This window comes from Alkalihalobacterium sp. TH-98, assembly GCF_057473385.1.
The window spans coordinates 1-21,347 of record NZ_JBYCKM010000039.1 but is presented as its reverse complement, the minus strand read 5'-3'; the positions used below and the strand labels follow the sequence as shown (position 1 = coordinate 21,347).

19 protein-coding genes and 1 rRNA gene are annotated in these 21,347 nt (G+C 37.3%); 6 read left to right on the top strand and 14 right to left on the bottom strand.

Annotated features, from left to right (window positions below; genetic code table 11):
- Positions 1-68: 68 nt before the first annotated feature.
- Both AC2VNP_RS13965 and hmpA read right to left on the bottom strand, forming a co-directional pair.
- Positions 69-1,193: an MFS transporter gene (locus tag AC2VNP_RS13965; protein ID WP_486917916.1), complete on the bottom strand. Its 1,125-nt coding sequence runs from the start codon at positions 1,191-1,193 to the stop codon at positions 69-71.
- A 129-nt stretch (positions 1,194-1,322) separates the two neighbouring features.
- A complete protein-coding gene (gene hmpA, locus AC2VNP_RS13960; RefSeq protein ID WP_486917915.1) occupies positions 1,323-2,555 on the bottom strand; it encodes an NO-inducible flavohemoprotein in 1,233 nt (410 codons plus the stop codon).
- 196 nt (positions 2,556-2,751) lie between these two features.
- Between hmpA and AC2VNP_RS13955 the strand changes: the two genes are divergently transcribed.
- Positions 2,752-3,186, top strand: coding sequence for an Rrf2 family transcriptional regulator (locus AC2VNP_RS13955; RefSeq protein WP_486917914.1), 435 nt, complete (start codon positions 2,752-2,754; stop codon positions 3,184-3,186).
- Positions 3,187-3,301: 115 nt separating this feature from the next.
- On the opposite strand, the gene tatC is transcribed toward AC2VNP_RS13955, so the two are convergent.
- The 7 genes from tatC to AC2VNP_RS13920 form a co-directional block, all read right to left on the bottom strand.
- The gene (gene tatC, locus AC2VNP_RS13950) at positions 3,302-4,027 is read right to left on the bottom strand and encodes a twin-arginine translocase subunit TatC (RefSeq protein WP_486917913.1); all 726 of its coding nucleotides are present in this window, start codon (positions 4,025-4,027) and stop codon (positions 3,302-3,304) included.
- Between the two features lie 68 nt (positions 4,028-4,095).
- Complete coding sequence (locus AC2VNP_RS13945) at positions 4,096-4,287, bottom strand: twin-arginine translocase TatA/TatE family subunit (RefSeq protein ID WP_275118999.1); 192 nt, start codon at positions 4,285-4,287, stop codon at positions 4,096-4,098.
- Between the two features lie 29 nt (positions 4,288-4,316).
- Complete coding sequence (locus tag AC2VNP_RS13940; RefSeq protein WP_486917912.1) at positions 4,317-4,886, bottom strand: Rid family hydrolase; 570 nt, start codon at positions 4,884-4,886, stop codon at positions 4,317-4,319.
- Positions 4,887-4,944: 58 nt separating this feature from the next.
- Complete coding sequence (locus AC2VNP_RS13935; RefSeq protein ID WP_486917911.1) at positions 4,945-6,579, bottom strand: flavin monoamine oxidase family protein; 1,635 nt, start codon at positions 6,577-6,579, stop codon at positions 4,945-4,947.
- A gap of 381 nt (positions 6,580-6,960) precedes the next feature.
- Positions 6,961-7,272 carry a TIGR04104 family putative zinc finger protein gene (locus tag AC2VNP_RS13930; RefSeq protein ID WP_486917910.1) on the bottom strand — a complete coding sequence of 104 codons (312 nt, stop codon included), beginning with the start codon at positions 7,270-7,272 and terminating at the stop codon, positions 6,961-6,963.
- A 342-nt stretch (positions 7,273-7,614) separates the two neighbouring features.
- Positions 7,615-8,604, bottom strand: a complete 990-nt coding sequence (locus tag AC2VNP_RS13925; protein WP_486917909.1) for an NAD(P)H-dependent flavin oxidoreductase — start codon at positions 8,602-8,604, stop codon at positions 7,615-7,617.
- A gap of 65 nt (positions 8,605-8,669) precedes the next feature.
- Positions 8,670-9,713, bottom strand: coding sequence for an NADP-dependent oxidoreductase (locus tag AC2VNP_RS13920; RefSeq protein WP_486917908.1), 1,044 nt, complete (start codon positions 9,711-9,713; stop codon positions 8,670-8,672).
- Positions 9,714-9,927: 214 nt separating this feature from the next.
- On the opposite strand from AC2VNP_RS13920, the gene AC2VNP_RS13915 reads away from it, so the two are divergent.
- Both AC2VNP_RS13915 and AC2VNP_RS13910 read left to right on the top strand, forming a co-directional pair.
- Entirely contained in the window at positions 9,928-10,857 is a 930-nt protein-coding gene (locus AC2VNP_RS13915; RefSeq protein WP_486917907.1) for an alpha/beta hydrolase, read from the top strand.
- 27 nt (positions 10,858-10,884) lie between these two features.
- Positions 10,885-11,460, top strand: a complete 576-nt coding sequence (locus tag AC2VNP_RS13910; RefSeq protein WP_486917906.1) for a GNAT family N-acetyltransferase — start codon at positions 10,885-10,887, stop codon at positions 11,458-11,460.
- A 73-nt stretch (positions 11,461-11,533) separates the two neighbouring features.
- On the opposite strand, the gene AC2VNP_RS13905 is transcribed toward AC2VNP_RS13910, so the two are convergent.
- From AC2VNP_RS13905 to AC2VNP_RS13895, 3 genes are all read right to left on the bottom strand, one after another.
- On the bottom strand, positions 11,534-12,463 hold the full coding sequence (locus tag AC2VNP_RS13905) for a glycerophosphodiester phosphodiesterase family protein (protein WP_486917905.1): 930 nt from the start codon (positions 12,461-12,463) through the stop codon (positions 11,534-11,536).
- 162 nt (positions 12,464-12,625) lie between these two features.
- Positions 12,626-12,880 (bottom strand): hypothetical protein, encoded by a 255-nt coding sequence (locus AC2VNP_RS13900; RefSeq protein WP_486917904.1) that lies wholly within the window; start codon positions 12,878-12,880, stop codon positions 12,626-12,628.
- Between the two features lie 121 nt (positions 12,881-13,001).
- Entirely contained in the window at positions 13,002-15,038 is a 2,037-nt protein-coding gene (locus AC2VNP_RS13895; protein ID WP_486917903.1) for a molybdopterin-containing oxidoreductase family protein, read from the bottom strand.
- Between the two features lie 282 nt (positions 15,039-15,320).
- Here AC2VNP_RS13895 and AC2VNP_RS13890 point away from each other — a divergent pair, with 282 nt between their 5' ends.
- Positions 15,321-15,473, top strand: a complete 153-nt coding sequence (locus AC2VNP_RS13890) for a hypothetical protein (protein ID WP_486917902.1) — start codon at positions 15,321-15,323, stop codon at positions 15,471-15,473.
- 281 nt (positions 15,474-15,754) lie between these two features.
- Here AC2VNP_RS13890 and AC2VNP_RS13885 read toward each other — a convergent pair whose 3' ends face one another.
- Positions 15,755-16,660: a glycerophosphodiester phosphodiesterase gene (locus AC2VNP_RS13885; RefSeq protein ID WP_486917901.1), complete on the bottom strand. Its 906-nt coding sequence runs from the start codon at positions 16,658-16,660 to the stop codon at positions 15,755-15,757.
- Positions 16,661-17,192: 532 nt separating this feature from the next.
- Here AC2VNP_RS13885 and AC2VNP_RS13880 point away from each other — a divergent pair.
- Together AC2VNP_RS13880 and AC2VNP_RS13875 are read left to right on the top strand one after the other, a co-directional pair.
- A complete protein-coding gene (locus AC2VNP_RS13880) occupies positions 17,193-18,677 on the top strand; it encodes a S8 family serine peptidase (protein WP_486917900.1) in 1,485 nt (494 codons plus the stop codon).
- 260 nt (positions 18,678-18,937) lie between these two features.
- Positions 18,938-20,782, top strand: coding sequence for an SLC13 family permease (locus AC2VNP_RS13875; protein WP_486917899.1), 1,845 nt, complete (start codon positions 18,938-18,940; stop codon positions 20,780-20,782).
- A gap of 467 nt (positions 20,783-21,249) precedes the next feature.
- Here AC2VNP_RS13875 and rrf read toward each other — a convergent pair.
- Positions 21,250-21,347 (bottom strand): 5S ribosomal RNA (gene rrf / locus AC2VNP_RS13870); the annotation flags it as partial.

Below are 21,347 nucleotides of genomic sequence, written 5' to 3'. Positions count from 1 at the left end.
TAATAGTTTAACAAAAGATTGATCATATTTGTTTAATAATTTTAAATTTTTTATATTTTTCATTTTCTTCATTTAGTTTTCCTTAACATCCTAATAATTGTATAAATGGATACTGTAGACAACACGAGCATCCCCCCGATAACAAATTGATAAGCTGGTATAAACGAGAACACCCCTGCAGAGAAAGAACCACAAATGACACCTAATGAAAAGAATGCATAGAAAAGACCAAATGCTTTTCCTCTTTCTTTCTCCCTTGTTCGTTCTATGACTGTTCCACTTGCTGACGGAAAAATAAGCGCGAATCCAATTCCGTAAATAACCATAGCAACAACCATATGTGATAACGTCACAGCAAAGGCTAAATAGAACAGTGCAATGGATATAACGATTAGACCACTTTTCATTAGTCTAGATTTATTCCACTGATCAAATATCCTATTGGTTGGGAGTACAAAAATTATTATCGCTACCAAACCGAAGACGCTTAATAAAATCCCTGTCAGTTCTGTAAATAAATTGAGGTCGATTACTTTCAAAGGTAACGAATACGTTAATAAACCTAAAGAATACATTAACAAAAAGATGGATAAATAGGCAGGTACAAGTTCTTTGAATTTAGGAAATGTATTATTCTTTACTGCAGAAGTTCTTAATTTACTCTTTTCTCTTAAAAAGACAGTTGCTAGAACACCAAACACTATCATTAAACTCGAGATCAAATAAAAAAGAATATCATAACCAAATCGTCCACTGACAATTGCACCTATTGCTGGTCCTGCAATCGCAGCGATACCGACACCTGCACCTGAATAAGCCATGGTTCTTCCGTTCTCCGCCCGTTCACCTCTGGAACCTAAAAACGTAAAGGCAGCAGGAACAATTAGACCTCCTGCCATTCCATGGAAAAATCGAATGACTAACAATTCATATGCATTACTGACCGTTGAATAGAAAAAGATGATTACACCAACCGTAAGCATCCCAACATATAAAATCCGTTTAGAACCGATACGGTCAATCCAAACACCTGATAACAAATTCCCAAGCAGATTTGCAAACGAATACATTCCAATAATAATTCCAACTAAGAACGGACTGGCACCTACGTCAATGGCAAAAGGTGCAATAATCGGAAGTTGGGAAAACGTATCAATAAATGCAACCGCGATGATGATATAGATTAAGAGCATTTCATTCCACCTTCAAACAACCAACTAAAGTAGCAATAAAACCGCTATGGAACGAAAGCCATTGCGGTTTTAGTAATGAGTTTTATCCGTAAATATTAAACTTCCCCTTGATTGTACGTTTTACTTATCTTACTTTTCTAAATCACCAGCTGGACCGAAAAACTCAAAATGGATTTGTTCCTCAGGGACTCCCCAATCTTTTAATGACTGATTAATTACTTTCATAAATGGAACAGGTCCGCAGAAATAGAATTCTGCATCGTTATTAGGCACCACTGTTTTTAACCAATCAAGATCGATAAATCCTTCTTTCTGATAGGTTTGGGCTGTTCGATCTTCCTCTGTTGGTTGTTCATAAACAAGAAAATAGTCAATATTATTACTTTCTGAAACAACTGTTGCTACTTCCTCTTTTAATGCGTGATAGTTTCCATTTATCGCTGCGTGAATATAAGTGATTTGCTTTTCTGGAAGTTGAGATAACGTTTTTAACATGCTGATCATTGGCGTTTGGCCCACACCACCACTTATTAAAACGACAGGACGAGTTAATTCGGTGTTTAGAACAAAATCACCGGCTGGAGCTGTTATTTCAAGAACATCGCCTTCGTTCACTTCGTTATGCATATACGTTGAAACGATTCCAGCTGGAATGTCTCCACGTGCGACTTCACGTTTTATGCTAATACGATAATAGTCCTTCCCTGAAACATCCGATAAACTATATTGTCTAATATGGTTATATTCTTCCCCATCAATAAGGGCTTTAACTGAAATGTATTGCCCAGGCAGATAATCCGAAATCTCCTCACCATCTAAAGGCTTCAAATAGAAGGAAGTAATAACGTTACTTTCCTGTACTTTTTTAGCAACTGTAAATGGACGAAATTCCTTCCAACCGCCCTCTTTTTGCTCAGCTTCATTATACATCTCTTTTTCAACTGCAATGAACACATCCGCAATTACTCCATAAGCATCTGCCCAGGCATTAATAATTTCATCTGATGCCGCATCCCCTAACACGTCTTTAATGGCCAACAATAAATGTTTCCCAACAATTGGATAGTGCTCTGCTTTCACATTTAAACTTCTATGCTTATGTGCAATTTGCTTAACGACAGGAATAATAGCTTCCAGATTATCAATATGAGCAGCCGCAGCGTATACCGAATTAGCCAACGCTTTAGGTTGCTTTCCTTGCTTCTGATTTGCGTGGTTGAAAATATGTAACAACTCTGGATGGTTTTCAAACATCATTTGATAAAAACGCTTAGTAATCGCTTCCCCGTGTTCTGCAAGAACTGGAACTGTTGATTTAATAATTGTAATCGTTTCTTGACTTAATGTTTTTGTAGTGGTCATTTCCGATCATCTCCCCATAAATATCAAAACATATATTTAAAATACATCTTTAATTTAAGCACGGAAGGATTTAAAAAGCAATATTTGAAATACATCTTTTCACGAAATAGACAAAACTAAAATAAAATACTCTTTTATGCTACTATGATAAAATATAAGTATAATACTCGTTGATATATTGAACGGAGGGGTTGGCATGCAGTTAACAACTTATACAGATTACTCTCTTCGTGTTCTTCTATACTTAGGCACTCTCTCTAAGGACAAACTGGCTAGTATTAAAGAGATATCTACAGCTTACGGGATATCAAATAACCATTTAAGTAAGATTGTTTACGAACTAGGCAAACTCGGATTAATAGAAACGATTAGAGGGCGGAATGGCGGGATCAGACTTGCTAAATCTCCAAGTGAAATTAACATTGGAAGTGTTGTGCGACAAACAGAAGACTTAGAAGTAGTCGAATGTTTTGATGCGGAGCGAAACATGTGTATGATTAGTTCAGGGTGCCGCTTAAAACATGTATTGAATGAGGCTATGAAAGCTTATTTACAAGTACTGGATGGATATACACTAGATGATATGTTAGTGAATAAGGATTTTTTACGATCCTTATTATCCAAAGGGTAAAAATGTATTTCTATTGATTTATAATTGACTATACTACTGGTCAGGATGGCTCCTTAGTAAAAAAGGATACCCTGACCTTATTATTTTGCACTAAACTACTGTTGTTGTTTATACCTTAACTAGCTTCTTTAAGAACTCTCAATCTCTTTCTATACATTATTTTCGAAATACTAATACTTATTTCATAAAGTAAAATGAGAGGTGCCATAACGATAAGAGCTGATATAAAGTCAGGCGGTGTAACGAGCGTGGAAACAATCGTTAAGATTAGATAAGCAATTTTTCTTGTCTTTGCCAGCATGACAGGGTTAATGATACCAACCCTTGTTAATAACATGATAATAATTGGCATTTCAAACAAAAATCCAATAGGTAAAGTTAAGTGTAATAAAAATTTAAAATATTTTTCTGCTGTATACATCGTATTCAGTTGGTCGGCCGCTAATGTTTGTAAAAAAGATAAAACACTTGGGAATAAAACAAAGTAACCAAATGAAATTCCACCCGTAAAACAAATAAATAATAGTGGAAGAAACAGAAAAACTGCTTTACGCTCTTTTTCATTTACGGCGGGTTCTACAAACTTCCATACTTGATAAAGAATAATCGGTGTCGTTATGATAATCGCACACGATCCAGCGATCATAAAATAGATCCATAAAATATCACTTGGACCTAAAATCGTTAAGTTTTGATCGGCAGCAATAATAAGCCAGTCATAAATATCTTCAACAAATGCAAACGACACGATTAGGGCAAGAAGGAAAAAGCTAATGACAATAATTAATCGTTTTCGCAACTCTTCTAAATGGTCGACTAAATTCATTTCTTTTACCGTCATATGATCACATCCTTTATACAAAAGGAGATGTAAACAATTGTTTACATCTCCTTTTTAAATTTATCGCCTCAGCTTTTCACTTCTTTCGACTTTTCCTCTTCGGAATCATTTCCATTGACTAGATCTTTCGTTGCACTTTTAAATTCACTTAACGTTCTTCCAGCTGCTCTTCCAATCTCAGGGAGCTTGGATGGGCCGAAAATCACAAGCGCGATTATTAATACTAAAATTAAACCGGGAACTCCGATGTTTTGTAACATGAACTCATCTCCTACTCAATTGTTTTTATTTATTTTCCTTTTCCTGGGTTAATGCTTTTGTAAGCGACTTCTGCTTCGATTTCAATTAGCCAATCTGAGTTTACTAGACCTTCAACTCCAACCGTTGAACGAGCGGTTTTTACAGGGTTTTCTTCTGTATTAAAGTATTTTGCATAGGCATTGAACCAACCTTGATAGTCAATTTCACCAGGATTTTCTGGATGTTCTGGATCTGGAACCACATATACACGTAAATAAGTGATGTCTGACATCGATAATCCTTTTCCTTCTAAATCTTTTTTAAATCGCTCTAAGATTGTAATCGCTTGTTCTTCTGTATTCCCATACCTTTCATAAATAGTTGAACCATTTCTATCTTTTACAACCGGAACCGTCCCACTGAAATAAAGTTTATTATAATTATGTGGTATCGCTACTGAACTAGATATGGAAGAAGTCTGGCTTCCGAAAAATACGACATCGTTTCCTCTTATCAGTTTAGCCATATCACCATTTGCTGCAGTAAACGTAACCCCTGCTAATAAGCTTGTCCCAACTATTGCGGATGCTACAACTTTTTTTGAAAATTTTTTCATCATTTATTCCTCCTCTAATTTCTATACTTTTTTTAATAGTTTCGTTGTTATTATTCCTTTGTTATGAGGCAACACTTGGACTTTTCATCACTTCTTCATGGATAGCACCTACAGCGATCAATGCGGATTCAATAGCTCCTGACATCCAGCCTGTCATATAACTTAAATGTTCACCCGCTAGATGAATACGCCCATCTGGTTTGTTCAAAATAACGTACTCATTCTGCCTTTGTGTAGCATTATAATTTGCCCATCCACCTTCGCTATACTCAATTTTATGCCATGCTAGAGAAAAGCCAGCTTCTAACTCTTTCTTATAATTGGCTCCATGAATTTTCGCTCCTTGTGCTAAAGCATGTGCTTGGCGCTGAGCAATTGACATATCCCCAAGAGCCACAGCATCATTACCAAAATTGTAGTAACCAACAATAGTTCCTTTTTGTGTTCCATAACCTGATGAAGGATACCAAATTTGATTAATATCAAGATTCGTTGTTGTCATCCCACCATACACACGCTCATCTTCCTCCCAGAAACGGCGTTTGTATTGCAGACCAATTTTACCTGTCGTCGCATAACTGATACTTCCTATGGCACGTTGCATTTCTGAAGAAAAATCAGCAGGGATCTTCGTCAATACCGGTAGAGGTATTGTGCAAATACAGTAGTCTCCCGTAATTTCTCTTACGTTACCGCTTCCTGCGCCGTTCCCTTTTCCTTTTCCAGTATATAAAATTTTTACACCATCAGGTGATTGACGAATCTCTTTTACTTCAGCACCAAAGGTGATTTTGCCAGGAAGCTGTTCTTCAAACGCCTTCGGTATCGCATCCATCCCACCAACAGGCTGGAACATGTTTGGTTGTTGATTAAATGAATATTCACCACTAATACTATTAGGCATACCAGACGCAAGTAATTGACTTAAAGTATATGGATCACCAACTTTTCCTGGCTCTAATCCTGCTGCTGGAAAAATATCATATCCACGAGCACTTGACCCTGTATATTGATAGTTCGCATTTAATCCACCCTCACCACGAAGGTAAGTTAGTATTCTTTCTTTATCTTCAGCAGATAGCTCGCTATCTAACGCCGACTGATTAACTGCCTTTGCTAATAACTCAGAAACTTGCCCTCTAATATCTGCTTTAATCATTTGCTTTCTAATTTTCGTATTAGCTAGAGCACCGACATTTTCACGGTAATAGTAAGCATGTTCGTTTGTATTTGTAAAAATCTCAAGCGGTACACCTAGCTCACGGCAATAGTCCATCGTAATATGATGCTGCGGGATTCTTGCTGGCCCAGCGTTAAAGTATTCCCCTCTTGCAAATTGAGCAGTTTGATTTACACCCCCAATTTCTGTTTCAGTTGTTCCTGCGCGTACGGTCCAATTTCGACCACCTACACGATCACGCGCTTCTAGAATTTTGCAATTATAGCCTGCCTTTGACATTTCGTAAGCGGCACAAAGCCCAGCAATCCCTGCTCCTAGGATAATGATCGTCTTACCATTCTTTCCATTAGGTAAGTCACCTTTTTTTGGAAGGTTGAAATCACTTTTCATAGCATATGTAGGTGTTCCGAATAACCCTAAAGTATCCATTGCACCAAATACAGCTACAGCGCCACCTAGCCTTCCTACTTGATTTAGAAAGTCTCTTCTTGTCATATTTTTGTTTGGTTTCTCCACTCTCTATATACCTCCTCTGTTTTGATAACTAAATAGTACAAGCATTCTCTAAATAAAATAACAACTTTGACAGAAAATTTAACGGAATATTTTGAATAGTAAAATAGTTGTGTTATAATTGGTTGTTAATTTAGAAAAGAACATGAATTATCTATTTTTTTGTCGGAAAAGAAAGAATATCTGTGTATTTTTATACAGGACCGTGTGAAGTAATTTTACATTTAATGACAAACTACAACCTTTATTACTAAACCTATATAACCATATAGATATTCATTTTAGTATTTGGATACAATTTGTTACGTTAATAAGACAAAAAAAAAAAACGATCCAATATCTAGGATCGTTTTTGGGTTTTTAATTTGTATATTACTATTTTTTCTACATCTGTTGATTTTCAGCTGGTTCACATCTTGCAATAAAAGGTGAAGCAAATAAAGTAATTGCGAGTAGAATTGCACCTACTACAAACGTTTGAGGTCCTGATAACCCAATCGCTGTGGATAACAATAATACAAAGAATACAATTGGAAATGTAACTAGCATCGCAATGATTAGTTTTGAAATTTGTTGCACTAAATGAACTTTACCGCAATTACTACAAGTAATGGGACTGTACCCTTTTAATAGTGACTTGGTAATTTCTTTTCTCGTAATATCGTGCCCACAACTTTCACATTTTTGTTGAGCCATTGTTAAGCCTCCTTACACAAGCTATTCTCTATGAAATACGTATAATTACTACTCATATCTTACCATTAAAAGTAGAACTTTATAAGTAAATAGAAACAAACATGTTTCAAACCTTTTTTATTTCAATAAGCAAGTGACATTGCTCTTCTCATATTGTACTATATTTTACTCTTTTATATAGTGACAATATAAGTAAAACTGAGGATCATTGAGCTCAAAATAAAAAGGATGACTAAAGTATATGACTAACACCTCCAATAAAAAAGATCTATGCATTTTTAAAATACATAGATCTCTGTGACACCGAGGAACTTGAATTCCTGAGTCCTCCTATATAATATATTAAACTTTTGATGCAAACGAACTATTACTTACTAATTGAGCCGCTTGCTGGTATTCTTCTTTCATTTCACGAACAACTTCTGCAATCGGTTGAACTTTCTTAATCGCCCCAACCCCTTGTCCAGCTGACCATACATCCTTCCATGCTTTTGCTTCGTTTTCATGGTGATCAGCGTGAGCTACATCTATTTTATCAGGTCTTTGTAAATTATCTAGATCAAGACCCGCTTTTTGTAGACTCGGAATAAGGAAGTTTGCATTAACACCGCTAATTGCATCGGTATAAAGAATATCATCCACATCTGATTCAACTAACATCTCCTTATACCCTTCACTCGCCATTGCTTCCTTTGTAGCAATAAAGCGAGTACCCATATAAGCAAAATCTGCTCCAAGTACTTGGGCTGCAAGCACATCTCTTCCACTCGAGAGGCAACCTGCTAAGATTGTAATACCATTCCAAAATTGCTTGACTTCAGCAACAAAGGCAACTGGGTTAATCGTACCACCATGCCCTCCTGCTCCATTACAAACAAGAATTAACCCATCAACCCCACAAGCTGATGCTTTCTTGGCATGTGTCGTCGAAATTACATCTGAAAACACAAGGCCGCCATATGCATGAACAACTTTCACTACTTCAGCAGGATTTCCTAGTGAAGTAATAACAATTGGTGGCTGGTATTTTTTTAATACCTCTAAATCCGTTTCAAATCTTTTATTGGAACGGTGAATAATGAGATTAACTCCCCACGGGGCAATTTTTCGGTTTGGTTCTTCATTTCTTGCTTGGTCTAGCTCTGCATTGATTTGGTTCATCCAGTCTTCTAAAATTTCTCCAGTACGAGCATTTAATAGTGGGAAAGTCCCAATAATTCCTGCTTTGCAACCTTCTATGACCATTTCCGGCCCAGAAACTAAAAACATCGGTGCTGCAATGACTGGTAATTCGACTTGATCTGTAATATTCACAGATAGTTGACTTGACATTCTTAACCATCCTCACATTTCATAGTTTATTTATCTATTTGCAATTAATTAAAATCACTTAGAACCTAACTGATTTTAACGAGTTGCTTACCGAGGTTATCACCTCTAAATAATCCTAGAAATGCATCTGGTGCATTCTCTAAACCTTCAACGATATTTTCTTTATATTTAATTTTGCCTTCACTTAACCATTTCGCTAAATCACTAACGCCTTCTCTATATTGATCTGCATAGTCTGAAACGATAAATCCTTTTAGCAGAACACTTCGCTTTAAGAAATTCCCTAAGAAACGCGGACCCATTTCAATTTGTGTATCATTATAGTGTGCAATTTGACCACAAAGTGCGATACGAGCGTGAAAATTTAATAGTGAGAATACAGCATCTGAGATTTCCCCGCCTACGTTATCAAAGTACACATCAATTCCATTCGGGCATGCTTCTTTTAATGCTTTGCGAATGTTATCAGTCGTTTTATAGTTAATAGTCGCATCGAAGCCTAGTTCCTCTGTTAAATACGCATTTTTTTCATCAGAACCAGCAATACCAACAACACGACATCCTTTGATCTTAGCAATTTGACCGACGATCATCCCAACAGCACCAGCTGCACCTGAAACGACGACAGTTTCTCCTTCTTTTGGTTGACCAATATTGAGTAATCCAAAATACGCTGTTAAACCTGGCATTCCTGTAACGTAAAGAGCAGTAGTAATTGGTGCACGACTTGGGTCTATTTTTCGAATTTCATTTCCGTTGATAGCTGTATAGTCTGCCCAATCAAGGAGTCCGGTTACTGTATCACCAGGATTAAATTTGGGATGTTTTGATTCAATAACAGTACCAACTACTCCACCTTGCAGAGGTTTGTTTAGTTCAAATGGCGCTGTATATGATTTCGCATCACTCATCTTTCCTCGCATATAAGGATCTACCGATAAATATTGAGCTTTTACGAGAACTTCATCTGGTTCTAATGAAGGGATCTCCGTTTCCACAAAGCTATATGTTGATTCGTCTGGCAATCCATTTGGTCGTTGTGCTAGTAAAATTTGTCTATTTTTACTTACCACGTTCTCACCTCTTTTTTGAAATAATAATAGATACATTGCTTCCTATTCTTTTATAATTCTATATTTCTTTGAAAAATCCTTGAAAAAATCATTATTTTTTTTAGAATTTTCCAATAAGATATGGTTCAATAGAGGTATCAAGAATTATTCGAGAAGAATATTTATTCTTTATTATTTTTCTCGAGCATCATACTAGATTTATTATCTTTACATAATCGTTTCACTAATATCTGTATTGGAGGAATTGAAGATGACATTAGATCCGCAAGCCAAATTCTTTTTAGACCAACTGGCCACTGCAAAAACTCCACCTGTAAATGAACTTTCCGTGAAGGAAAATCGCTTAAACACACAGAAGTTCAAATTTTTAGGTGGACTGCCTGAACATGTCGCTAAAGTGGAAAACACTTCTGTTCCTGTTGACGGCGGGGAAATTAACATTCGTATTTACACACCTGAAGGCGACGGCCCATTCCCTGTCTTCATATATTTTCATGGTGGCGGATGGGTTATAGGAGATTTAGAAGTGGTCGATCCACCACTACGAGCTTTAACAAATCGCGCGGAAGCCGTAGTCGTTTCTGTCGATTACCGGCTTGCCCCTGAACACCGCTTTCCTATAGCGACTGAGGATTGCTATGCCGCTACTAAATGGGTAGCCGAAAATATTACCCGTTATAACGGTGACCCAAGTCGGATGGCTGTTGGTGGGGATAGTGCAGGTGGAAATTTAGCTGCCGTCGTAACATTGATGGCTAAAGAACGAGGTGGCCCTACTATATCTTATCAAGTACTTATCTACCCAGCCACTAACTTTGCTAATGATACATTATCCCACCGTGAAAATGGTGAAGGGTACTTTTTAACCAAAGGAGCGATGGACTGGTTTGCTCAACAGTATATAAAGGAAAATGAAAAGGAATTACCTTACGCTTCACCGCTTCTAGCGGAAGACTTAACTGAGTTACCGCCTGCTCTAGTGATTACAGCAGAGTATGATCCGCTACGAGATGAAGGCGAAGCCTATGCTAACAGACTTAAAGAGTCGGGCATCTCGGTGGAAGTCACAAGGTATGATGGGATGATCCACGGTTTCTTCTGGATGGCAGGTATTATAGATCAAGGTAAAAATGCGATTGATCAGATTGGTAGTGCTTTAAAGAAAGCCCTTTCTTCTTAATAAAGAATAATAGAATTGAGGTGTAAAATGACCGAACGTACTTTAAACGAGATCCCGACGCTAGAAACCGAAAACTACTTTCTTCGAGGAATGACTAATGAAGACGGTTCTGACTTATTTGTATTTATGAGTAATGCCGAAACGATGAAGTTTATAACCCCACACCCCGTTCAATCAGAACAAGAGCTCCAGGTAAACATTGAGACAAGCCTTAAGAATTTTAAAGAAGAAAAAGAAATTCCTTGGGTAATCATTAACAAACAAAGTGATGAAATCGTTGGAATGTTTCGCTTTCATAAGTTAAACATGTGGCATAAGAAAACGGAGATGGGTGTTGTTATTCGGAGAGACTTCCAAAGGCGTGGTGTGATGTCAGAAATATTAGCTAGTGTGCTCCCGTATGGCTTCAATACACTAGGATTAAACCGCATCGTTGGCGACATCTTTGCCAAAAATAAAGGCTCTGAAAAATTACTAATGAATTATGGATTTAAAAGAGAAGGTACATTAAGACAAACCGATTTCGACGGGACTCAATACCACGACACGGTCGTATTCTCTTTGTTAAAGTCTGAATTCATTCAAAGACAAACGTCTGTCTAATGTAAATAAGAACAGTGGTACCTGGTACCAATAATAATTGGTGCCAGGTACTTTTATTTTTTTTAACATGCTATTATTGGTTTTCTAACAGATTTAATAATAAATCAGGTCGATCTGTAATAATACCGTCTGCTCCTTGATCTAATAAAAATTTCATCGTTTCTTCATCATTGATTGTCCAATAATGAACTTCCATACCTTGTCGATGTGCTGCTTTAATTAATCTGGAACTCGTTAGATCAAAGATGCTTTCTTCGGTTGGAATTTGTACGGCATCTACATTCGGTCTATAGAGTCCGTTTAAAAACAACTTATTAAAAACTACGAAGTTAGTAATCTCTTCTCGGCCTCCACTTATTGCTACTCTTCCACCTGCCAACTCATCGAACCCTTCAATAATAGAGTGATCAAATGAGGCAATTAATACACGATCTTCTAGCTCATAGTGTTGAAGAAGATCCCATAACAATTCAATCATCACCTGATGAGTGCCTGGTGGATTAGTCGCTTTCAACTCGATAACCATCTTCATTTCAGAAAAGTTGTCAAAAATTTCTTCCACTGTAGGTATCGTTATTCCTCTTCCTCTAAAACTGTGTTCACCATCTAGGTCTTGGAAGTAATGTCCTGCATCAAGCTGTTGAATTTCTTCTAAACTGAGTTCAGCCACACTCCCCTCGCCATCCGTTGTACGATCAACCGTTGAATCGTGAATAGCAACAAGTTGCTCATCTTTCGTAATATGTACATCAAACTCGATGACGTCTACACCTAATTGCCTAGCCTGTTCAAATGCCACGATTGTATTAGAAGGCGCCAAATGCTCTCCACCTTGATGTGCAATCACCATTGGACGATCACTTTCGAAGAACGGCTTCGCTGCTCGTTCTTGTACAGGTAAAAAATTAAGAATTATCCACACACCTATGATTACTAAAATAATAGTAACGAATACAGTTAACAAACGCCGTTTTTTCTGTTGATTTGTTGCTAAATTCGCCATTCGTCTCTTCCTCTCACTATATGATTACTAATATGAATTCGCCTCTAGTTATTTATTCCCCTTTAATTTCTTTACCTATACTAAGCTACTATTAATTATGTTAAGTTTGCGTCATAAAAAATACGCAGCACGATTTGCGCTACGTAAAAAATACTGTCAATATCATCTTACTGTCTTAACAATAAAAGAACTGACTTCTTTTTCATCTTCCATCTTTTCTTCACTAAAAATGGTATTTGTTTGCGGGTCAAATACGACAGCTTTAAAACATTTTTCTTTCTCATTATAAAAGAGTTCAACTGCATCACCAAAATCTTCAGGAGGTCTACTGATATTAAAGGTCTCACTTTCTACCTTACCGCTTTTAACATTGTCAATTTTGTCCTTCATCGCTTCTTTTAGTTCTTCCTTATTCATATAGTTCTCCTTTCCAAAGGACTATTTTGTTAGTATCAAACTGTAATCCCATTCTATTCAAGCTTTTCAAGAACAGAGTAAAAGAGCATCTCTAACAACGATGCTCTCTTACTCAAAGAATTTATATTTTCTCAATATCTACGCGTCCAGAGAAAAATGTTGCTCCCCCACCCATGTCTGCTACTCGATCGGGTGCGAGTGAATTAACGAAATATTTCTTTCCAGGCAAATCAGCCCATAATCCCTGACTAACGACTACACCTGGTAAAACATTTTCTCCAACTGCTGCAACCAGTTCGCATTCCCCGCGGTCATTCCAGACTCGAACTGTATCGCCATCTTCAATGGAGCGTTTTTCTGCATCTTTGCTATTTATATGCAGCCGCGGATACTTTTCTAAGGAAATATGCTTTTCATTGTTGGAAAACGTTGAATTTAAAAAGTTATGATTCGGTGCTGGAATAAATAAAAATGGCAAGTCACCGTCATTCACAATCGGAGTATACGTTGGCAGTCCTGGATATCCATCTCGTTCCATTTGCTCGGAATACAATTCAATTTTTCCACTCGGGGTTGGAAGGTTATTTAAAAGATCAATCCTTCTATCTGCCTTTACATATTGTTTTTCAATTAGTAATTCATAGGTAATGTCCTTTACGTACGGATTATCTACATCGTCAATTGACTGGCGGATTAATTGTTCATCAGTATCCTTGAATGCCTCCTCTTGAAACCCAAAAGCGTTAGCGATCAGTCGAAAAACATCAGGATTTGATTTACTTTCCCCGTACGGTTCGATAACAGGCTGCTGGATTTGCATATAATGATGCCAATATGACGTATAAAAATCTGTATTCTCAAACGAAGAAGTCGCTGGTAATACAATATCTGCATACATCGCCGTCTCTGTTAAAAACAAATCATGAACAATTAAAAATAAATCATCTCTTGCCAACCCTTGACGAACTTTATTCCCTTCTGGTGTAACTACTGCAGGATTACTGTTATAAACATACATAGATCGAATTGGTTCGTTCGTCTCCAATAATGCTTGCCCGATCAAGTTCATATTAATAACACGAGCGTTTTTATTCTGTCTTAGTTCAGGGCGTTGGAGAGCTCTAACATTGTGATTTAAAAAGGCACCATTTCCTTTAATTGCACCGCCGCCTCTTATCACCCATTGGCCAGTTAAGGCAGGCAGACACGCGATTGTCCGGACCGCCATTCCGCCGTTATCATGATGCTGTAATCCGTTTCCGATCCGGATAAACGAAGGTGACGTCTGACCATACATTCGTGCAAGTTTATATATATCCTCAACAGGAACTCCCGTAATATTAGATACCGTATTGGGATCGTACTGCTCCACGTGATCTTTCAATTCTTCGTGCCCAACTGTATACTGTTTTAAAAAATCATGATCGGTCATGTTCTCAGCAAACAAAATGTGCATAATTCCAAGCGCCAGTGCCCCGTCGGTACCAGGTAAAATGGGAATGAACCAGTCCGCTAAGCGCCCTGTTTGATTTTTATGGACATCTATTACGACGATTTTCGCTCCATTTTTTCTTGCCTTCTGTGCAAGTGCTACTTGATGCATATTCGTACTTACAGCATTTACACCCCAGAAAATAAATAATCTCGTATCGATCGTCTCCTCAGGATCAGTACCATAGCTTCCACCCATCGTATAACTATACCCTTTGGATCCAGCTGCCGAACAAATCGTTTGATCCTGAATACTTACACCTAATCGATTAAATAAGCGACGGTCCATTCCTTCCGCACTAATTCTTCCCATGTTTCCATAAAACCCATAAGGAAGAATGCTTTCAGGGCCTTTACTATCAATCAGATTAGTCCAGCGATCCTTAATTGCATTAATTGCCTCTTCCCAGCTAATTCGTTCAAACTTCCCTTCCCCTTTACGACCTACTCGCTTTAGTGGATACTCTAATCGTTTCGGGTCATAAATTCTGTCGGTCATATGACGAACTTTGTTACAAATGTTTCCTTGTGTCACTGGATGGTCAGGATCACCAACTACTTTAATAATTTTTCCGTCTTTTTTATGTAGCAGCAGGCCACATTGATCAGGACAGTCAAGTGGACATACTGCTGGAAAAACACCATTTTGTTCTTTTGTATAGGCCATATAAATATCCCTTTCATCTCATTAATCTATTTTTTAATGCTAGTTTTGTAAGAGAATCGTATTCAAGTAAAAAGAAAACATAATAGTAGAGTACCATTTTTTTTTTACTATCGCATCTAATTCATATGGAAATAGTTTAGATTATCGAAATAATTTTGTCCATAGTCGAGATCATAGTTTTTCTTCTAGTCACATTCCAATATTAGGATATAATTTGTTAAAGATGAGCACGTAATATGATTGTTTTTTTTATTTCATTTCTGTTGATAAGGGGTGGTTTATATGAAAAGAAAGGTCGGTTTTTTATTAGCAATAGTATTACTGTTAACAGCCTGTTCCTCCAAAGTTAATAACAATAATACTCCAGACTTTCAATCTAGCTTTTTACCTAATTTTAATGAAGATGCAAATGAAGAGATTATACTTGCTACGTAGACGATAATATAACTGATGAAGAGCGTGGTCACTTTATATTCCATAAAGAGTTTCATTTTATATGATCACGAAAAAATACTTCTTAAAACAGCTCATATATATGGGATTTTAGAATACCTATACAATAATAATTAATGAAAAGGTGTCAACGAAAAAAAGACAAATATGTACTAGAAAGCCAGTCCCCCATAACATATGGGTGAACTGGCTTATTTCGTCTTCTACCACTATCCTTATTTTCGACTAGCATTCTGATACGCTTCTTTATTCGAGCAAAGAGGTTATTTCTTTCTTTTAAAATCTTTAATGACTTGATCAAACAGGTCTGGATAATCCGTAAAAATCCCCGTCACTCCCCAGTCTAATGCTTTCCTCATATTTTCCTCTGTGTTCACAGTATACGGATGAATGTGTAAACCATTATTTCTAACGCGCTCAACAAAATCTTGATTAATCCGATTTAAGTTTGGTCCCACACCAATCGCATATTGTTTGATACTATTTAATTGTGCCTCCGTTGCCTCTCCAAGTAAAGGAGTGGAAATAAGCTGAACAAGCGGGATATTTCGGTTCATTTGATTAATCATTAGTAAGCTATCTGGATGAAAAGATTGAATGATGACTTTTCTTGAACGACCATTCTCTCCTGTTAACCGGTATGCATCCATTAACTCTAGCAACTTATCTTCCATTCCAGGATATAAAGTTGGCGATTTTGTCTCAATGTAGTAATTGGTGCTCCTGCCGAACCGCTGAAAAATCTCTTCTAACGTTGGTACCTTAAGTCCAACATATTCCTCCTTTGCCTTCCCTGGGTTTCTAGTATTAAACCACGAACCTGCATCTAGAGATTTAATCTCTTCAATCGTTAAATCTTTTACCCCGCCTGTCCCATTAGTCGTCCTATTAACCGTTGTATCATGCATGGCAATTAAGGTACCGTCTTTCGTCATTTGTAGATCAATTTCAATGTAATCTGCTTTCATTTTTAAACCAAGTTCGTATGCAAGCATCGTATGTTCAGGAGCATGTCCAGATGCACCACGATGAGCCACGTTTACAATTTTTTGTTCTGGAACTGGAAAGCTTGACTGACTTGTCGCTAACGACTGACTAGGTACAAATAACTGTGTGACCAATCCTAAACCTACAACTAACATCGCTGTTCTTTTCAACCACTTTTTCATTTGAATCTCTCCCTTCACTTTAACAAATTTACTATAAGAGAGAAGTATTAAAGTAAATCCCTATTTTTGTAAATATTAGTGAGAAATAGTCAAATGAGTATATAGACATAATCTACTATAATTATTTTTTCTTAGTATTTACACTTTATTTGGATACTAGTCTGCTTAAAACCGGTATAAACACGTCTTTATTATTAGGTCTTACGTATAGAATTAATAGCCGGGTCACTCCTGAAGTTCAATTCTAAATAATATTCTGTTATATTTTTTACGATAATTGAGCTAATTTTACCAATTATTCATTAAAATCTAAAAAATATATCTAATTAAAGGAGCTTTTTAATAAAAGATATAGGAATGTCTATCTATTTAATTATTCAGAAAATTAGTTCTTTCGTTATTCGAAATACACTTTTAATTACCTTATCATTTACACCATAGATTAAAAAAAGGAGGTAAAAACCAGAATTTATTCAGAAAATCGTAGTAGAACAATATTTCTATTTAAAAAATCGTAACTAAAAGGAGTTTTATGATGCAAAACACACTTAAGAAATCTATTATCGGATTCCTTACTCTAGTATTAGCCCTTTCATCATTTAGTTTTAGTGCATTTGCAAATGGGAAAACTGAGGTTAATTCAAGTTCGGAACGTTTACTAGTCGTATTCAAATCTGAAAGTCTACCAAATAACGTAGAGCAAATCATTTCAAATGCTGGTGGAGAAGTTACATATGAGGTTCCTCAAATTGGAGTTATTGAGGTTACAACGGATACACCTGCTACTTTCCTAAAAGAAATGATGAACAATCGTCATGTATTATCAATCGGTCCTTCTCAAGAAGTAACGCTTGATTTACCTGAATTTGAAGTTGCCAGTGAAGAAGTTGCTTCAGCAGCTCCAATTCAAAACATTTGGGAGTCTGGCTATCAGTGGGATATTGAGCAAGTAACGAATAACGGTGCTAGCCACGATATCTACAAAGATGCTAGAAAAGATGTAGTCGTTGCTGTTATTGATAGTGGTTTTGACTTTGATCATCCAGATTTAGCACACGTTGTTGACGAGGAGGGCTCAAAAACTTTCGTACCCGGTACTACTGACTCTTGGGATTTTAACAGTCATGGTACACACGTAGCTGGAACAATTGGAGCAGACGGTAATATGAAAGGTGTAGCTCCAGGAGTAACATTACGTTCTTATCGTGTGTTTGGTGCAACAGGTGGCGCACAACAAATTTGGATTACTGATGCCATTATTGCAGCTGCTAACGATGGTGCTGATGTAATTAACATGAGCTTAGGTGGTACTCGTTTACTTGGTCAATGGTTCTACACAGATCCCGAGACTGGCGAAAAAATTCGCGGTGGAAACAGTGCTGCAGACTATGTTGCTTATAACCGTGCCATTCGCTATGCAGTAAACCAAGGAGCTACAGTAGTTGCTTCTGCTGGTAACTCTGCACAAGATTTAAAGAGCCCAGCAAAAGTTGCAGATTGGCAAAATGCTAACCGAAACGACGGTTGGGAAGCTCGTGGTGCAGTATTCTTCGTACCAGCACAAATGCCTGGAGTAATTACAGTTTCCGCAACTGGTGGCGGTTTTGGAACGGAAGATCGTTTAGCTTTCTACTCTAACTACGGAAATGGTGCGATCAACTTAGGTGCACCTGGTGGAGATTTAGGACCAGATAGACTAGGTGGAAGTAAATACTTAGTATTAAGTGCAGTTCCAACTTACATGCAATTTGGAGGCCGTGGGCCAGAAGCCGAAGCATTATTTGGAAATGGATATGGTTGGAAAGGCGGTACTTCAATGGCTGCTCCTCAAGTTTCAGGTGTAGCAGCAGCATATATCGCACAGGAGCTAGCAATAACAGGTAAAAAACCATCTCCAAGCCAAGTACAAACTCGCCTTCAACAAACAGCAGTTGATGCTGGTAAAAATGGATATGACGAGCTTTATGGACATGGTATCGTTAACGCTGAACGTGCATTATTAAACATTAGAAAATAATTATATTTAGTAAAAGAGGAAGGCACATGTTGTGTCCTTCCTCTTTTTTTGGAGTCAATAGGCTAATTTATTCTTACATTAATTCAAATTGCATGGTTTCTATATTTATAATATCTCGTCTAACGTGCACAATAATAAAAAAGTTCCTTAATAGCTGGTTGTAACTTAAGTACTTAGCAATTATAAAACTGTTTAATGCTCTTATTCCTTTTAGAAATAGAGTGTATTTCTATGGATGACACAGTTGAAAGGAAACAAATATGATTACAGATATGCAATTGGTCTTTCTAATTTTAATCATAACTACCATCTGTTTTCTAATTCCACGTTTTAGAGCAGATTTAGTTGCCATCAGTTCTCTTTTAGCCTTATTATTAACAGGTTTAATTGATGTACCAGAAGCATTTGCTGGCTTTTCTAATAGTGTAGTCATCATGGTTGCCGCTTTATTTATTGTTGGAGCAGGTGTTTTTCAAAGTGGACTAGCTCAAAAAGCCGGAGATTTATTAGTTAAAAGTACAGGTAATAGTGAATGGAAACTAACCATTTTTATGCTTGCTTTAGTAGCTGTTTTGAGCGGCTTTATAAGTAATACTGGGACGGTCGCTATTCTCCTACCTATCGTTGTTAGTTTGTGCAGGCAAATGCAACTTCACCCTGGAAAGCTTTTAATTCCTCTAGCTTTTGCTAGTAGTATGGGCGGAGCTTTAACCCTAATTGGTACTGCACCAAACTTAATCGCAAGTCAGAGCTTACATGATGCTGGATATGGTGCACTTAACTTCTTTTCGTTCACACCGATTGGACTGATTATGCTCTTAGGAGGCATTCTTTATTTATGGTTTATTGGGCGAAGAATGCTCGATAAACCTGTTGAAAATAAAGATGGTACAACAGGTACGTTTGATGCAGCTGAGCTAGTTGATCAATACGGAATAACAAATTTCATTTTTTCTGTGAAAGTACCTCAAGAAAGTAGCATCATAGGCCATACGATCAAACAGCTTCACTTACCAAGTACGTATCATATTACCGTTCTAGAATTAATTAAAGAAGGGGCCCCTTCCCTATTAAACCTTGCGGGACGTGCACAATCTCAAAGAATAACGGTAGAGCCTAGCTATGTAGTTGAAGCTGGAGATACTTTTCTTATATTTGGTGAAGAAGATGCCGTTATAAAATTATGTAATGAGACCGGAATGACTTTATATAAAGGAGAACCATATCAACTTGAGGATTCTCATTTAGCTGAAGTCATTTTAACGCCTCAATCAAGATTACTTAATCAGACCATTAAGGAAGTTAATTTTAGAGAAAAGTACGGATTAACGGTATTAGCAATGAAGCATCAGTTTAGACCAGCCAAAAAGGCGACTGCTGACGAAAAATTACTATACGGGGATTCGATTCTCGTTCATGGGAAGTGGAAAGATATCAATCTTCTTTCTGCTGAAAAGAACGATACCGTTGTACTCAAATCGTCTGCTGAGGATACGGATCCAGCGAATACTACTAAAAAAAGCAGGATTGCAGGTGTCATCCTATTTTTCATGTTACTTGCGATGGTGTTTGAATGGGTTCCAGCAGTTGTCGCCATTGTCGTTGCTGCCTTACTTATGGTATTTACAGGGTGTGTGAGACAAACAGATCAGGCGTACCATGCTATTAACTGGCAAACTGTGATTCTTATTGCCTGTATGCTTCCAATGGCTACAGCATTAGAAAAAACAGGCGGGGTAACCTTTATGTCTGAAGGCCTCATCCAAAGTTTAGGAGCGATTGGACCTATTGCTGTCCTTGCAGGTCTGTATGCTATTACTTCAGTGTTTAGTCAATTTATTAGTAACACTGCTACAGCTGTTTTGTTATTTCCAGTTGCTATTTTAACAGCCGAACAATTAGGAGTTAGCCCTTTTCCTATGGTGATGGCCGTTGCCTTTTCTTCGAGTATGGCATTTGCTACACCAGTAGCTACACCTCCTAACGCGATGGTTATGGCCGCAGGGAAATATACATTTCTTGACTTCGTAAGAGTAGGTATACCTTTACAACTCCTCATCGGCTTAATTGCGGTCTTGTTGCTGCCGTTTTTCTTTCCTTTTTGATATAAAAAGTTAGTTAACAAGGAAGGTCTTCTATTCAAATAACGTAACATAACATGACCTTCCTTTTACACTTCGCTTTATCCGCTCTTCCCCTGCCAAGAAGCTGCTCATCCGTTTTCATACAAAAAAGTAAAATTTGTTTTAGTGCATGTTAAAGCAACTTTAGAGAGTACGTGGGAAAAGGGACCTGAGAAGCCCTTATTTATACAAAAATCATCGTTTTGATGACTTATGAGGACTGAGAGGATCTTATTTACATAAAATCATGTGATATTTACCAACTTTTCATGCAATAAGGGCCTGTGAGTCCGCTAAATTGACCAAAAGGGCATATTGTTCATAAATAAGAGCTTCTGAGTCCTCTTAATACATAAAGGAGTATCTACTCAGCTCTTTGAAAAGAAAAATTAAATAATCATAAACAAAGTGAATCTAAAAAAGCACAACCCATTTGGATTGTGCTTTGTGACTAGCGACGTCCTACTCTCACAGGGGGAAGCCCCCAACTACCATCGGCGCTGAAGAGCTTAACTTCCGTGTTCGGCATGGGAACGGGTGTGACCTC